We start from the raw sequence: 15,875 nt of genomic DNA, 5'->3' as shown, positions 1-15,875 counted from the left end.
CTTTTTCCGGCTTATCTAACTGCGTCCTACATTGCTAAGTGGAATTTAGTTGCTGTATTTTTTCAGATTTAACTGGAGATTAAGATTCATTAAAGAAATATTTTTCTTCTTACCTTTTAAATCCTTTTTGTTCACCCCATTATCAGCAATATGTTCTCTAATTCCCATACACCTCAGAAGATCTTTTTCTAAATCATTTTTATGAATGGGTTTTTGAGTGATTGGTTTATAAAGACCTTACATAGCTCTTTAATTTATAAAATGATTACATTTTTCACTTACAAAAATACGAGAAATATTACTTTTCAAATAGTGATTGAACTTATTGCGTTTATTTAAGATTTGTTAATCATATTGTTGTGCTGAATTGTATACCTAATGTATACTTGGCTTTTTGAGACTGCATACAGTATGTATACTCTGTTTTCTTTTATCTTACGGCTTATCTATAGATCTTTGTACAGGGATTAAATCCGAGTAATATTCGAGTTGCTACCCATTTTAATTTAAGTAAAAATACGATAGCATCTTGGAAAAAACAGTTTTTAATAAAATAATAATTAGGATAACTGATTTTAAATATAGACATTGGTTCATATCTAAGTACATTGTATAGATTGTGAAATGAGCCCATTACGAATCAGTAATTAAAAAACGGAAAAAGGAAAAATGACTTCTGCCAGAGTCATTTCAGAATACAGGATTCCCAAAATAACTTATACACGTAGTATCAAAAAGATGGAAACAATAATATTTCCAAAGCAAAATAAGATTGATACTTCGACATTTTTTACGGACACAAATTTAGTATATAACTCGGGAAAAGGAATTGTTATAAATTTCCTTTTCTCTCTTTTTCAAATTAAAATTTTTAAAACAAGTAAGTAATGAAAAAAAACATTCTAGTAATTTTAACAGTATTGTCCAGTTCACTTTACTTTGGGCAGGTAGGAATAAATACAACAAACCCACAAGGAATTTTCCATGTAGACGGCGCAAAAGATAATCCCGCAACAGGAAGTACGTCGCAAGCTCAGCAGGCAAATGATTTAGTAATTACGCCTACTGGTAGCACAGGAATTGGTACTGTTACTCCTGATGCTTCTGCAATATTAGATTTGACATCTTCGGATAAAGGGATGCTGGCACCGAGGGTAAATCTTACTTCGGCAACAATGCAGTTGGGAACTAGTGCAAATGCGGTTGGATTATTGGTGTTTAATACAGGGACAGCTTTATCTCAGGGATATTATTTTTGGAATGGTTCAGAGTGGCGTATTGTGAGCTCAACAACGGCAACTCCGCCTGCTATAGCTGGTCTTAATTGTACTGCTGCAACATTAAGTCCCGGTACCTATATCCAGGGAACTCCATATGTGGGAGTATTAAGAATACCTTATACGGGAGGTAATGGTGGAATTTATAGTTCAGGGGCACCAATTACTGTTAATGGTTTGACTCTGACTCTGCAATCAGGGCAATTGGAAGCTGGTGATGGCTTCTTGATATTTAATGTGACAGGAACACCTACGGTAAGTACGCCTACTCCTACAGATTTTCCTATTAGCTCCACAGTAGTTCCTTTTTATACAGGAAGCTGTACTGTTACGGTAGGGAAATTACAAGCAGCAGATGTTAATACAATTGCATTTTCAGGACCTTTGATGTTGACTTCTGATAATGGTAGAGTAGGATACTCTTTAGATGCAACCACGCCGGATGGCAAGTTTTCTGTAAGATGCTTTGTGCCGCAAGCAATGCTTTTTTCTAATGTGAATCTTCAGATAAGAAATAATGACACTGCTAATACAGTTGACATTATATCAAACACTGCCTATTTTTGGGGAGGTCTTGGGTCTTCTCAAAACAACCAGGCAAGATTACCCGCAAACAACTGGGCAGGGTATTCTGGAAGTTCAGCAAGTTTGGTAATAGCAACCGCACAAAATTCAACAAACTTTCCAAACTGGTGGGATCCGGAGGTATATGCCGGAGGTATGCCAGAATACAGACTTTACCACTGGAGTAAGGCAGATCCTACAGACAAAACATTTTACACCATGGAATTTATGATGGCAAGTACAACACCTGCTGGAGTTGCCAATTCTACAACTTGCCCAGGAGGAACATGTTCCAGTACAAAAGTGTTTTTCTATTTAAGACAGATTGTGACACCATAAGCACTTTTTTAATACAGAAAATTGAACATAAAGTAAGTATAACGTAATTTTCAACATTCAGATGGTTGTAATGATATTGTCTCTTTGCAACAATTGACCTCACAGATCTAAATCTGTGAGGTTCTGTTTCTCCCTCTATTTCTCCTTTATTTCTCCGGTTGTGGATGGAAGCTATACCTATCATAAAAAAGGGAGTTGATATGCAGAAGTAGCTATTAAAGAAACAAAGTACCTCAGAAAAAGTTTAAGAATTCTTAAAAATAAATTAAGCAATTTTGTCGTGCATGCAGATAATTTCAGACTTCAAAATTCTTCAGAGACACTCCCAATTCTACCGTAGAAATGCCTATTAAAAGTTTAAGTTTTGCAGGAACAAGTTCAGGTCCTGATCTTTAGGCAAACCTATCTTTTGTTTTAGTCTGTATTTTTGTATTTTCACAGTGTTAGGATCAGTTTTAAGTATTTGGGATATCTCTCTGTTATTCATATGTAAATAAATATATCCGGCATATTTCAGATCTAAATCTGTAAGCTTCTTACTTGAAATTTCTATTAATTTTTTGTAAAAACCAGGATGAATTTCCTCAAATAAAATCTTAATATTTTTAATATCACCTGAAATGATTTTATCTTCTTTTAATTCTTTTTCTATATTGATATCTTCCTGATTACTTACTTTTGCCGACAGGTTTTTGATGAAGTTATTCTTTTGCTCCAGTTGTAAAGAAGTCGCAAGTATTTGCCTGTATAATTTTTCCTTTTTTGTTTTTGTTAATTGTAATTCTTCTCTTACCTTATTCTTCTCCTCTTTTTCCCTGATAAATGATTGCTCTATTTCTACTTTCTCCCTTCTGATTATGTTCATTTTGCGAAGTTTCAACTTTAATCTGTTACGATAATAGTAAAGTAAGAGAGCCATACCTATGAGGGATACAGTAATAATAATAAAAAGGATAATGCTTTTATTCTTTAACTGTCGCAGCTGAAAACCTTCTTTTTTTTCAGACTGATAAATTACTTCATAGGTGGAATTATAATTATTAAACAGTGATTCATAGTACTTATTTGTAATATGCTGGCTTTCTTTTGTATACTTTATCACTTTATCATAATCTTTCATACTTCCATAGAGATTGGAAATATTATCTATGATCATTACAAGATTCAATACGTTGGTATCATCATTTTTTTTAGATAAATTATAAGCTTTTAAAAGATAGTTTTCTGCAGTTTTGTATTCCCCTAATGTATAATAATAAGTACCTATATTGTTGTATATAAGTGGGGTAAAGTAGGAAAGCTTAGGCTCATTGGCTGCTATTTGCAGTGCTTTAGCGTAAGCCTTCTGACTTTCTGCCTTCTGATTTTTATACAGTTCTCCATACTGTAAATAGTATTTTACGAGGCATCTTTCGCGTGCCGCTTGAAATTTTATCTTTTCTGCATATTGATAAGAAACCTGCAGCGCATTCCCGGCCATTTTTCTATAACCTTCATTGTTTGTCTTTGCTAATTGTTTTATATAATAACTGCTCAGGTTTGTATAAGATGAACTTATTGCTATTGGGTTTTTGGAGAGTTGTGCATACCTGGTTAACTCTAAATAATATTTTCGTACGTCTCTTTTTATATTATGCTGAACATAAAAATTGACTTTAAGGTACGATATAACAGCGAGGAGAAAATTGTTGTTTTTATGCTTTTCAAAAATGTTGATGCTACTGTTGACATATTTTCTGAATAAGTACTTATCATTAAGACCTGCATAATAACTTGCGTAGCCATAATTAACGTACGCTGTTAATAATTCTTCTTTATCTTCTGAAAGTAATTGGGATGCTTTCTCTAAAGTTTGTTTGGCTTCAGGATATTTTTTTAATTTGGTATAATAATCTATCAGATACACCATACCTATAATCTTCTTAGAGTGATCAGATGAATTTAGAAACTTAGTATCTATATTATCTTTTGCTTTTTCAAAATCTCTCCCGAATAAATAGGCATACGTTTCCTGTTGTTCCCAATCTGTATCACTTTGAGCATAACATTTATTGGTAACACCTACTATGAAAATCAGCAATAGAAAATAAAAACTTTGCATCATTTAAATATTTACAAAATGAACTCATTTTTTACTACAAAAATATAAGAAATTATACTTTTTTGATAAATGATTTAATTCATGGTTTTTTATTAATGTATTGATAGTTAATGGCTTTTGTTAAATTGTATACAGAATGTATACCTGTCTTTTGGCGCTGTGCACTCTAAGTATACTTTGGTTTCTCTTCTCTTCAAAATCGTCTGCGGAACTTTGCAGAGAAAATGAGAACAGATTATACCTCTTTCAATTTTCTAATATTTTTTACTATTAATCTATTAAAATTAAGAATTTATATATATAAAAAACAACTAAGTATAAAATATTATTCTAAACTATGGATTTTATTTTAAAAGATCAATAAATATTACACTGATAGTCGTATCTCGCTTATCAATTTTTTCAGGAAGGTATTAAACACATTAAAATAACTTCAGATTACAATTAAAATTTCTAAAAATGGATAGACCAAACTACAAGCAAATTTACAATGATATTATCCTTGAACAGTTTCCCAATAAAATGAAACAATGTCAAGATATTCTTAGTAAAAGTGTTTTATCTGCACTAGATGTTATTAAACTTAATAATATCCTTTGGATAAAGCATAATGCTAACAACCAGAAACATAAGTCTTATGATAAGGCAAGTATTTTAAAAATGCTTGAATTTCAGAAAAAAAATAAAATGAATAATCTGCAGTTGGCTGCCCATTTTAATGTCAGTAGAAACACGGTAACTGCCTGGAAGAAAAGATTTTTAATAAAATAAAAATAATCAGATGGTTAATTATAACAATATACACATTGGATCCTATATCAAAATGCGTTGCAAAGAGTGTGAAATAAGTTCACTAAGAATAGTTAATTTTTTTGGCTGTTCAGTTTCTGAAATCGAAAAGATGTATCTACAAGAAGCGATGTGTACAGATTTACTACTGAAGTGGTGCAAATTACTGGAATATGATTTCTTTAGAATTTATACCCAACATTTGATTCTGTATTCACCGCCCTCCAAAGAAAATAATAACAAAACGACAAGAACACTATTACCTAAATTCAGAAAGAACATTTATACAATGGAAATCATTGAATTTATCCTTCGTAAGATCGAAAAAGGAGAAATAACCAGAGCTGAAGTGATTTCTAAATACAGAATCCCAAAAACAACTTTATACAAGTGGTTTCAAAAATATAGAAGTGGAAATGTTCCCAACAATAACCACTAGTGTAAAGTTTTTTTATAAACACAAATTAATTATATAATCAGAAGGAAAGCATTATGAAAAACTTTTCTTTTTTACAATGCAAAATTTAAAAGCAAAAATGGTAATGAAAAAGTCATGATCTCCGACACTTTGATGAACAGTCATATTCCATTTTTTTAGCTTAATCATGGAGCAGAGATGATTTGAAGTTCAATGAATAGGTTTGCGGTAGTAAACACTTTTTGATGATATCGAATCTGAATAATCCCTAAAGCTACTGGAAATGAAGATACAACAATTTATGTTAAACTAAAATATCTAAGTATATTGAAAAACTTATTTTATTACTCGTTGAAAGGTAAAACAAAATCCCAGACTGTTACAAGGCTTAAAGAAACTGCCGGAAACATAATTGAAAATGAAGACAGTATTACTATTATCATCAATAGATGGTATGTAAAGGTTGTTATTTCTCTGATATTATTAAATGATTCTGTTGCAGTGATTGTTATAAAAAAAAAGAGTGTACCGTTCTTTGAAAAATATACGGTATTTTAAAGAAAAACAATCTTCTTCACCATGGAACCCGATATAGAGGCAAAATAGAAAATAATATTTTCAGTAGGAGATTAAATAACAAAATATATACAGATAGCTGATCAGAGGCTTTGCTATGGGAAATCGTAAAAATTGATAATATCAAATTCCTTATCCAAAAAACGCCTTTATATCTTTAATGGTAGTGTTATCTTTAATGGACTCCAGAGGTGCTTCGACATAAAAAATGACTTCTGTTGTTGGTGGATCAACCTGTTCGCGTGTCTTTCTGATGACAGATATTTCTTTATCGTTTTAATTAACAGCTCATCATCAAATAGTCAATACTAAAATAAGTACTGCCGCCAAGTCCGAATCCCTCATTCTTCGCAAAAAACCTTAAATCATTTGATTTAAGGCTTTTTTATAATGTCTTATTTGTCCATAATTCTTAAACAGCAATTCCTTAGAATCACATCTGATAAATGAGTTTTCATATTCTGGACATTATTCTGAATTCGGTAGGTCTCATATTGGTTAACTGATAAAAATTATTGCTGAAAGCCGCAATATTAGAGTACCCAATTTCATAGGTAATTTCAGTCATATTCAGATCGGTATCTTTGATCAATTCCATTGCCCGGATAATCCGGAGCATTTTTATATACTGAATAAACGTAATATGAAGTTTTGTCTGAAAAAGCCTTGTCAGACTTCTTACACTCATTCCTGCCTGTCTGGCGGTATTCTCTAAAGTAAGCTTTTCATGTAACTGGGTCCTGAGATGATCCGTAATCACATTAAGCCGGTGGTCATCAGTTGTAGGAAGCTGGATTGAAAATTTTTTGAGATTTTCTCTTGATATAAGTTCCTTCAGTGTTATAAGAAATTGAAATTCCCAGGAACCTTTATAATAGTCTCCCTGCCATTTTTCGCTGAACGTAAGCATTTCCGATAACAGCTTGCTTACCGGATAGATTCCCAGCTCATTATAAAATCCGTTAGTGCTTTCTTCCGGAAAGTAAATGTTAATAATGTACAGATCCTGAGTATTAAACATCAGATTATGGGGATATCTTCCAGGTATCCAGATGTAATGGCTGGACGGAATATAAAAATCCTTCTCAGCAGTCTTCAGATAAGCAATTCCTCCAAAAACCAATAACAGCTGTGCCTTATCATGCTGATGTGGAGGCATCTGCTGTTCAGTTTGCTGTCGTACCACCAGGATAGAGTCGGGGTTTTGATCTACGCTGTCTAAAAGTTGTTTAAGAATTTCCATATGGCCAAATATAACAAATATCAGGCTGATTATATTAAAAGATAGTTTTTGACCATGAATAATTTTGCTCTTGTAAATAAAACAGAATTATGATAAAACATACAATAACAAACCGGGATCAGAACCCCGAAATTGAAACCAAAGAAAAAGCTTTCGATCATAGCGGTTTTGATCAGGCAGAAACTTTCGAACAAATTAATTTCTACCGCTGGGCCTATTCTTATCCTTATGTGCCTATGGTTGATTTAACTTTAATATTTGATGAACTAGGGAAAATGATGGCAGACCGGCTCTTTAAAAGAAGGGAAAATAGAAACACTTACAAAAATAAAATTCATGAAACCCTATAAATTACTTCCACTATGGGTGGCAGTATTGTTGCTGCCCATGTCAAATATTCATGCCCAGAACACAGCCGCTGCTCAGGTGATGAGCCTGGAAGAAATGTGGAAAGCAGCCGAAGCGAATAATCGTCAACTGAAACTGTCAGATTTACATCTCCGGCAAAGTAAACTGGAAGTACTTGAAGCTAAAGACCGTTTGCTGCCGGAACTTTCGCTGGGTGGAGAAGTGAAGCTCAATTCCAGATTCCTTCTTTATAATGAAGGTTTATTTTCGTCTCCGCAGGATGTACCCGTTAAAAGCTATGGATATGGAGCAGGATATAGTCTGAATTTTAATCTCTATAATGGCGGAAAGGAAAGAATAAATATAAAAATGAAGCGGGAAGAAGAGTTACGCAGGCAATATGAAGCTCAGCTGGAAAAGCACGGTGTGAAATATACGATTGCAGTTGAGTATTTTGATTTGTACAGATTCTTGTATTTCCGGGATTTTCTCTATGCAGAAATTGCTGCAGAGAAAAAACAGTTATCAATGATCGCGAGCCTGCATCAAAATGGAGTAGTACTAAAAAGCGATGTGCTGCGAACCTCTGTAAAATTATCCCAATTGGAACTAAACCTGTCTGATATAGAGAAAAAAATAGATATCAGAAAACAACGTCTGAATGTGCTGATGGGAAGAGATCAGATTCAACAGCTGGAAATAGATTATAAAAAAAGTCAGGATATGGAAATTATTCAGGACAGCAATTACATCGGTTACCTCGATATTGCGCTCAGCCAGTCACCGGAACTTAAGATGATGGACAGCGATATTAGATCGAGTGAATTAAATATCAGTCAGGTTAAAGCAGCACGTTTGCCAAAAGTGTCATTATATTCCACTTATAATTATACCTATCCCCAGATCTCATTCTATCCTTACTCAAATGATATATGGGGATTCGGGCAAACCGGAATCAGAGTACAGTTTTCCCTGGATAATTTATACAAAAGCAAACATTCCATTGCTTTGGCCAGGATTATCAGCGGCGAAGCTAAGGAAAAAGCCAATAGGAAAAATGATGAAGTTACCCTTCAGATCAAAGAAGCTTATCTCCAGCAAAAACAAGCTTTGGAAAGCGTGGAAACCGCAGAGAAAAATATCTTAAGGACTACGGAGACTTTACGGGTAATCCGAAACAGTTATCTCAATCAGGAATCCCTGCTCACTGATCTTCTTGAAGCAGAAAACGCCTTACTGGAAGCAAAATTTGATTTAACAACTGCACAAACAAACGTAAAACTTAGTCGTATCCGGATTCTGGCAATCGCTGGAATTCTTTAAAACCAATTATTATGAATAAAAATAAAACAGATCGATGGATTGTCAACCTAACTCAATGGTTGGGAGCTGTATTGTTAACAGGTATTTTCATATGGGGAGTCCTGTATTTCATAAGGCAATATCGCTATGAACAAACCAATGATGCACAGGTAGATGCCTATTTGTCTCCCATTAATGCAAAAGTAGGAGGGTATATCAGTAAGATTTATTACAAAGACAATCAACAGGTGAAAAAAGGGGATACACTGGTTCTTATTGAGCTTGATGAATATGGTTTAAAAAGAGATATTGCATCAGCGGAACTGGCAGGTTCGTATGCTAAATTGCCTATTTTGGCAGCCAGTGAAGAAACACAAAGAAAAAGTATTGAGGTGATAAAAGCACAACTGGCCGGAGCTGATGCCAAACTGAAACAGCAAAAAAGAGAATTCCAACGCTACAAAAACCTTCTCGCAGACGAGTCAGCCACACCACAAAAATTTGACAATGTCAGCACTGCTCTGTCTATCACACAATCTGATTACGATCAGACCCAGGCCTCCTTACGGGTAGCCGAATCAAAGCTCAGTGATATTCATGCACAGCGAAATGCAGCAGAAGCAGAAATAAAAATCAGGAAAGCTATGGTGAAACGCCAGGAACTGGACATTAAATATACTGTAATTACTGCACCTTTTGACGGACAGATTGGTAAAAAGACGATTCAGGAAGGACAATTGATACAGCCGGGTCAGACGCTGGCATTTCTGGTGAATAAATCAGCGGAAAAATGGGTCACTGCCAATTTTAAGGAAACACAGATTGGCAGCTTCAAAACCGGTCAGGCTGTAACGGTAGAAGTAGATGCTTTTCCGGATGAACAATTCCATGGAGCCATCGAATCACTTGCTCCCACAACAGGTTCCCGATATTCATTGCTGCCACCGGATAATGCCACCGGGAATTTTGTGAAAATCATACAGCGTATTCCTGTGCGCATCAGACTGAGAGATACCCCTGAAAAATTAGCAAAACTTTCTGCGGGAATGAATGCCAATGTTTACATTTTAAAAGATTAACGATGCAGGCTCACAAAATTCCGGTTTTTAAACCCTGGGTTTCCGAATGGCTGGCAAGATCCGTAATATTCGCCATTTTGATGACCTGCCTTTTTAGTTTTGCTTACTATAGCAGTCCTGTTTCTGCAATGGGTTTTTATGGTGTGCAAGCTACTGATGTTCAATATGCCATGGTGGTAACTTATGGTTCAACTGTAGCCTTTTTAGCACTGGATTTTCGTATTGTAAAATATTTTGCTCCAAGAAAATATTTGTTGACGGCGTTTGCAGCTAATATAATATGTTCTGTTATCTGTTTTTATTCCAAAGACTGGACACTGTTTGTAATCTGTCAGTTTGTGCAGGGAATTACCTGTGCACTGACCTCGGGGATTGTCTTACAGCTTATCTTTCCGAGATTGCATTCCACACGTGCAAGGATAATTGCATATAGTCTTCTCTATGGGAGTATACAGATTGCTGTCCCGTTCTATTCCATCTACTCCAGCATCGTGCTTTATTTTTATGACTTCAACAGGCTGTTTTATGGTCTCGTCATGATACTTATTTTACTTGCGTTGGTTGTATTGGTAACAATGAACGGTAAGGCAAGATTTACCAGAAAAGTACCTCTTTATCAGGTAGACTGGGCCGGTTATTTGTTTTATGGCTCTTTTATTTTGATTCTGGGATACATCCTTGTATATGGAAGGCAGTCGGGCTGGTATGACAGTCCGGTAATTATTCTGCTTACCCTCTGCAATATAACTATTCTTGCGCTTTTTGTTGCCAGAGAGTTGAAGCTTAAACGGCCATTGATTAATTTACAAATTTTCAGAGCAAAGAATTTTGTGATAGGATTGCTGTTGCTTTTTCTGTTTTATATTTTCAAAGGAAGCACGGGGCTTGCTTATGGTTATCTTGAGGCTGTTTTAGGTAATGATCCACTCAGCACGATACCGATCTGGATAGCCGTAATTGCAGGAACTACAGTGGGAATGTTTGTTACCTCCCGGTTGATACTGATGGGGTTTAATCTGATCAGGATTATTATTGCAGGATTTGGTTTTATGGCTCTCTACTACGTCTACATGCTGATTTTTGTTTCTGTGCAGGGTGAAACAGCAGATTTCATTCTGCCTATGTTGATCTATGGTGCCGCAACAGGTGTTTTATTTGTTCCGATTGTTTCTTTTACTACATCCGCGGCACCGCCAAAAATTGCCGGCAATGCATCATTGATAGGAATATTGGCCAGATTTGTTGGTTTTAGCGCCAGCCTGGCTGTTAATAATGAACTTCAGCTGTTTACCAAATCGGCAGTAAGGGAAAAATTCCGGGAAACATTGACAGAAACAAATACCCAATTGCCTGTTAGTTTAATGGATATTCAAAACCAATATATGAATGCGGGCAATGATGTGTATACTGCAAAAGCTGCTTCAGCTGCCCAATTCAATGCTTTGATCCGGCAGCAGGTTTTGGCGCGTGCTACCCGTGATTATTATGACTGGATGCTGTTGGGAATAGTGTGTGTTATGATAATGCTCCTTCTGTTTCCAAAAATTCAGCAAGTGCTGCTTAGACTAAGGAAAGGAAATATACCCTATTAGAAAGAAGCAAATCTTTGAGATATTTTTCCGTTTAAGATTGGAAAAACATAAATTTCATCTAATCCTGCAGAATCCCATTTTTGCAGGGTTTTTTATTCTCTGATTTCCGAAATTTTCAGGTGCCTCACAGATGCTGTATTCTGGAGTTTTTTTATGTTTACATTCTTATATCATATTATTATTTAAGCTGACTGTTTCGTAATTATTTGTAGTTAGAGCATAAAAAATGGTAATCTAAAATGATGATTTACCTCTTTTTTAATAATGAAAAGTGTGCTTTTTACATTTTTTTTTCGTGCAAAATGAAAAAAAAAATAATTCTTCTTATCATAATATTTATTCAGAAAAAAATAATCTTTTTAAGGGTATTATAAAATTGCAATTGATTGTGAATTCATGTCTTATGAAATAAGTAAGTGTAAAATTAATGATAACCTTATCATATTTTTTATACAATTGATATCATAAAAATTCGATATGTAAATCATTGATAAGCAGTAGATAATAGCGGATTTATTTTTTTTATTCAGATGAATTTTTATATTTGTAATGTTACCAAAATGTTAACAAACTAATGAATCAGAACTTTATTCATACTTATGTCTCTGTAGATTGTGTTGTCTTTGGATTTGACCATGAAAACAGGTTGAATATATTACTAGTACAACGCCATGTTGATGACGTTCCGTTGGAAAAGCAGATCAAACTTCCTGGAAGTCTTATTTTCAGCGATGAGGATGTAGATGATGCAGCACAAAGGGTACTTCATGAACTGACAGGGATTAAAAAAATGGTTCTCAAACAGTTCAAATGCTTTGCCGATCCCATGAGAGCGAGCAATGCCCATGATATCAAATGGATGGATCAGGAATACAAACATCATATAGACAGGATCATTACAGTGGCCTATCTTTCTCTTTGTAAAATAGATCATAAGATCAACAGTACAAAATATGATACCGTAGACTGGTATCCTATTGATGAGGTTCCGGTACTGCCTTTTGATCATAACAAAATTATCACTGAATCTTTAATGGAGATCAGAAAATGGATTGAATCTGATTTCTCCATTATTTTTGAGCTGCTGCCTAAAAGATTCACCATAAGACAGCTTTATCAGCTGTACAGTGCTTTAAATGAAAAGAATATTGATATTAAGAATTTTCATAAAAAAATATCCTCATTCCCCTATATCGTTCCTTTGGATGAAATTCAAAAAGATGTATCACACCGCGCCGCAAGATATTACCGATTTGATGCTAAGATCTACAAGAAAAACAATACAAAACTTATAAAATAACCCTTTTAAAAAATTATGTACTTACTAGGCTATGACATTGGCAGTTCTTCTGTGAAAGTGTGTCTCATTGAGGCGTCCAGCGGAAAAGTGATTGCTTCTGAATTTTCTCCCAAAAAAGAGATGAAAATCACTGCTATAAATCCCGGCTGGGCAGAGCAAAATCCGGTAGACTGGTGGATCAATCTTAAGTTGGCACACGAAGCTGTCATGCATGAATCCGGAGTACATGCAGAAGATATCAAAGGAATTGGAATTACCTGGCAGATGCATGGGTTGATTCTTGTAGACAAAGATCAGAACCTTTTAAGACCATCCATTATCTGGTGTGACAGCCGTGCTGTACCTTATGGTGAAAAGGCTTTCAAAACCATAGGAGAAGAAAAATGTCTTTCACATCTGTTGAATTCACCGGGAAACTTTACAGCATCAAAGCTTGCCTGGGTAAAAGAAAACGAACCTGAGATCTTTGAAAAGATAGATAAAATAATGCTTCCCGGAGACTATATTGCCATGAGACTTTCAGGGCAGATAGGAATGACCATTGAAGGATTGTCAGAAGGAATATTCTGGGATTTTAAAAACAACTGCATTTCGGAGGATATCATTAACCACTATGGAATTTCTGAAAGTTTCTTCCCGGAAATTGTACCAACATTTGGTATTCAGGCAACAGTTTCAAAGGCAGCATCAGAAGAATTAGGCTTAAAGGAAGGTACACCTATTTCTTACAGAGCGGGAGATCAGCCCAACAATGCGCTTTCCCTGAATGTCTTTAATCCTGGAGAAATTGCCTCTACAGCAGGAACTTCAGGAGTGGTTTATGGAGTGCTGGACCAGCTGGAATATGATAAATTATCAAGGGTCAATACATTTGCCCATGTCAATTACACACCGGAACAGATCAGGCTTGGGGTTTTACTGTGTATCAACGGAACCGGAATTTTAAATTCCTGGCTGAAGCACAATTTTGCAACTTCGCTTTCTTCCTATGGTGATATGAATGATATGGCTTCACTTTCACCCATCGGATCTAAAGGGTTAAGCATTATTCCTTTTGGAAACGGAGCTGAAAGAGTGCTGGAAAATAAGGATACAAGCTGTTCAATTCACGGAATAAACTTCAATATCCATTCAAAAGGCGATATTCTTCGTGCAGCACAGGAAGGTATTGTATTCTCTTATGAATATGGAATGGATATCATGAGAAATATAGGCATGGATATCCAGGTGATCCGTGCAGGAAATGCCAATATGTTTTTAAGTTCAATCTTTCGCCAGTCGCTATCCAGTGTCAGCAATGCGGTTATTGAACTTTATGATACCGATGGAGCGGTAGGAGCAGCAAGAGCTGCCGGAATGGGAATAGGATTTTATTCAGATTCCAGAGAAGCATTCTCTTCACTCGAAAAAATAGCAGTGATAGAGCCCGAACATGAAAAACAGGAACAATATTTAGAAGCCTATGCCAGATGGAAACATCATCTTAACGAAATAATCTAGGACCATTACAACAGCATTTTTCGTCCTCTTACTGACTTTTCAGAATCAGTGAGAAGGGAATTTCTACGCAAAAAATTAAAAACAAAAATAAAAATAATCAAATAAATATGAACACTTTAACAGGTACAAAAGAGTTTTTTACAGGTATTGAAAAAATTAAGTTTGAAGGGAAGGAAAGTAAGAACCCGTTGGCATTCCGTTACTATGATGCGGAAAAGATCGTGATGGGAAAACCTATGAAAGACTGGACAAGATTTGCAATGGCATGGTGGCATACCTTATGTGCCAACGGAAGCGATCCGTTCGGAGGACCTACCATTCACCACCCATGGGATATCGGAAACGATCCGGTAACAAGAGCAATGCACAAAATGGATGCAGGTTTCGAATTCATGTCTAAAATGGGCTTCAACTATTACTGCTTCCATGATATCGATCTGGTAGACCCTGCCAACAACTGGAAGGACTACGAAAAAAATATGCAGACTATTGTGGAATATGCAAAACAAAAACAGCAGGAAACAGGAATTAAGCTTTTATGGGGAACAGCCAATGTTTTCACTCATGAAAGATACATGAACGGTGCTTCTACCAATCCAAATTTTGATGTAGTAGCCTGTGCAGGAACTCAGGTGAAAAATTCAATAGATGCTACCATAGCGCTTGGTGGTGAAAATTATGTTTTCTGGGGTGGAAGAGAAGGATATATGAGCCTTTTGAACACAGACATGAAGCGTGAAAAAGATCACCTTGCCCGTTTCCTTTCCATGTCAAGAGACTATGCACGCCAGCAAGGTTTTAAAGGAACTTTCCTGATTGAGCCTAAACCAATGGAGCCTACCAAACATCAGTACGATTATGATTCTGAAACCGTAATAGGATTCCTTAGACATTACGGATTAGATAAGGATTTTAAACTGAATATTGAAGTGAATCACGCTACATTGGCAGGTCATACATTCGAACATGAGCTTCAGGCTGCTGTTGATGCAGGCCTTTTAGGAAGTATTGATGCCAACAGAGGAGATTATCAGAACGGTTGGGATACAGATCAGTTCCCAATTGATTATTACGATATGGTTCAGGCTTGGCTTGTATTGCTTCCGGCAGGAGGTCTGGGAACCGGAGGGGTAAATTTTGATGCCAAAATCAGAAGAAATTCTATTGATGCTGAAGATCTGTTCATTTCCCACATTTCAGGAATGGATGTATTCGCAAAAGGTCTTCTTGCTGCAGCTGATATCCTTGAAAATTCAGATTACAAAAAGCTGAGAACAAACCGTTATGCTTCTTTTGATAACGGAAACGGAAAAGCATTTGAAGAAGGTACGCTTACACTGGAAGATCTGCAGAGAATAGCTCACGAAATCGGCGAACCACAGCCAAAAAGCGGAAAACAGGAATTGTTTGAAGCCATCGTGAATATGTATATATAATTAAAAATAAA

13 protein-coding genes are annotated in these 15,875 nt (G+C 35.5%); 11 read left to right on the top strand and 2 right to left on the bottom strand.

Annotated elements, in window-relative coordinates:
- Positions 1-887: 887 nt before the first annotated feature.
- On the top strand, positions 888-2,180 hold the full coding sequence (locus tag AC5YGI_RS15405; RefSeq protein ID WP_330746040.1) for a phage tail-like protein: 1,293 nt from the start codon (positions 888-890) through the stop codon (positions 2,178-2,180).
- Between the two features lie 349 nt (positions 2,181-2,529).
- Here AC5YGI_RS15405 and AC5YGI_RS15400 read toward each other — a convergent pair whose 3' ends face one another.
- Positions 2,530-4,284, bottom strand: coding sequence for a hypothetical protein (locus tag AC5YGI_RS15400; protein WP_330746041.1), 1,755 nt, complete (start codon positions 4,282-4,284; stop codon positions 2,530-2,532).
- Between the two features lie 456 nt (positions 4,285-4,740).
- Between AC5YGI_RS15400 and AC5YGI_RS15395 the strand changes: the two genes are divergently transcribed.
- The 3 genes from AC5YGI_RS15395 to AC5YGI_RS15385 all read left to right on the top strand — a co-directional run bounded on the left by AC5YGI_RS15395 (position 4,741) and on the right by AC5YGI_RS15385 (position 6,046).
- Positions 4,741-5,052: a helix-turn-helix domain-containing protein gene (locus AC5YGI_RS15395; protein WP_330746042.1), complete on the top strand. Its 312-nt coding sequence runs from the start codon at positions 4,741-4,743 to the stop codon at positions 5,050-5,052.
- 130 nt (positions 5,053-5,182) lie between these two features.
- Positions 5,183-5,509 (top strand): hypothetical protein, encoded by a 327-nt coding sequence (locus AC5YGI_RS15390; protein WP_330746043.1) that lies wholly within the window; start codon positions 5,183-5,185, stop codon positions 5,507-5,509.
- A gap of 306 nt (positions 5,510-5,815) precedes the next feature.
- The gene (locus AC5YGI_RS15385; RefSeq protein WP_330746044.1) at positions 5,816-6,046 is read left to right on the top strand and encodes a hypothetical protein; all 231 of its coding nucleotides are present in this window, start codon (positions 5,816-5,818) and stop codon (positions 6,044-6,046) included.
- A 472-nt stretch (positions 6,047-6,518) separates the two neighbouring features.
- Here AC5YGI_RS15385 and AC5YGI_RS15380 read toward each other — a convergent pair whose 3' ends face one another.
- Entirely contained in the window at positions 6,519-7,307 is a 789-nt protein-coding gene (locus AC5YGI_RS15380; RefSeq protein ID WP_496168928.1) for a helix-turn-helix domain-containing protein, read from the bottom strand.
- Between the two features lie 89 nt (positions 7,308-7,396).
- On the opposite strand from AC5YGI_RS15380, the gene AC5YGI_RS15375 reads away from it, so the two are divergent.
- From AC5YGI_RS15375 to xylA, 7 genes are all read left to right on the top strand, one after another.
- Positions 7,397-7,657 (top strand): hypothetical protein, encoded by a 261-nt coding sequence (locus AC5YGI_RS15375; protein ID WP_454509949.1) that lies wholly within the window; start codon positions 7,397-7,399, stop codon positions 7,655-7,657.
- Positions 7,644-8,978 (top strand): TolC family protein, encoded by a 1,335-nt coding sequence (locus tag AC5YGI_RS15370; protein ID WP_496168927.1) that lies wholly within the window; start codon positions 7,644-7,646, stop codon positions 8,976-8,978. The genes AC5YGI_RS15375 and AC5YGI_RS15370 overlap by 14 nt, the downstream gene beginning before the upstream one ends.
- A gap of 11 nt (positions 8,979-8,989) precedes the next feature.
- Complete coding sequence (locus tag AC5YGI_RS15365; RefSeq protein ID WP_496168926.1) at positions 8,990-10,036, top strand: HlyD family secretion protein; 1,047 nt, start codon at positions 8,990-8,992, stop codon at positions 10,034-10,036.
- A gap of 2 nt (positions 10,037-10,038) precedes the next feature.
- A complete protein-coding gene (locus tag AC5YGI_RS15360; protein WP_496168925.1) occupies positions 10,039-11,628 on the top strand; it encodes an MFS transporter in 1,590 nt (529 codons plus the stop codon).
- Positions 11,629-12,202: 574 nt separating this feature from the next.
- Positions 12,203-12,928 (top strand): NUDIX hydrolase, encoded by a 726-nt coding sequence (locus AC5YGI_RS15355; RefSeq protein ID WP_047430953.1) that lies wholly within the window; start codon positions 12,203-12,205, stop codon positions 12,926-12,928.
- Between the two features lie 15 nt (positions 12,929-12,943).
- Positions 12,944-14,428, top strand: coding sequence for a xylulokinase (locus AC5YGI_RS15350; protein WP_330746050.1), 1,485 nt, complete (start codon positions 12,944-12,946; stop codon positions 14,426-14,428).
- A 107-nt stretch (positions 14,429-14,535) separates the two neighbouring features.
- Positions 14,536-15,864, top strand: coding sequence for a xylose isomerase (gene xylA / locus AC5YGI_RS15345; RefSeq protein WP_330746051.1), 1,329 nt, complete (start codon positions 14,536-14,538; stop codon positions 15,862-15,864).
- The last annotated feature ends 11 nt before the right edge of the window (positions 15,865-15,875 follow it).

Source organism: Chryseobacterium sp. CS3K3.1, from assembly GCF_059515165.1.
Note: the sequence above shows the minus strand (reverse complement) of the source record. Positions and strands in the feature narration are given on the sequence as shown.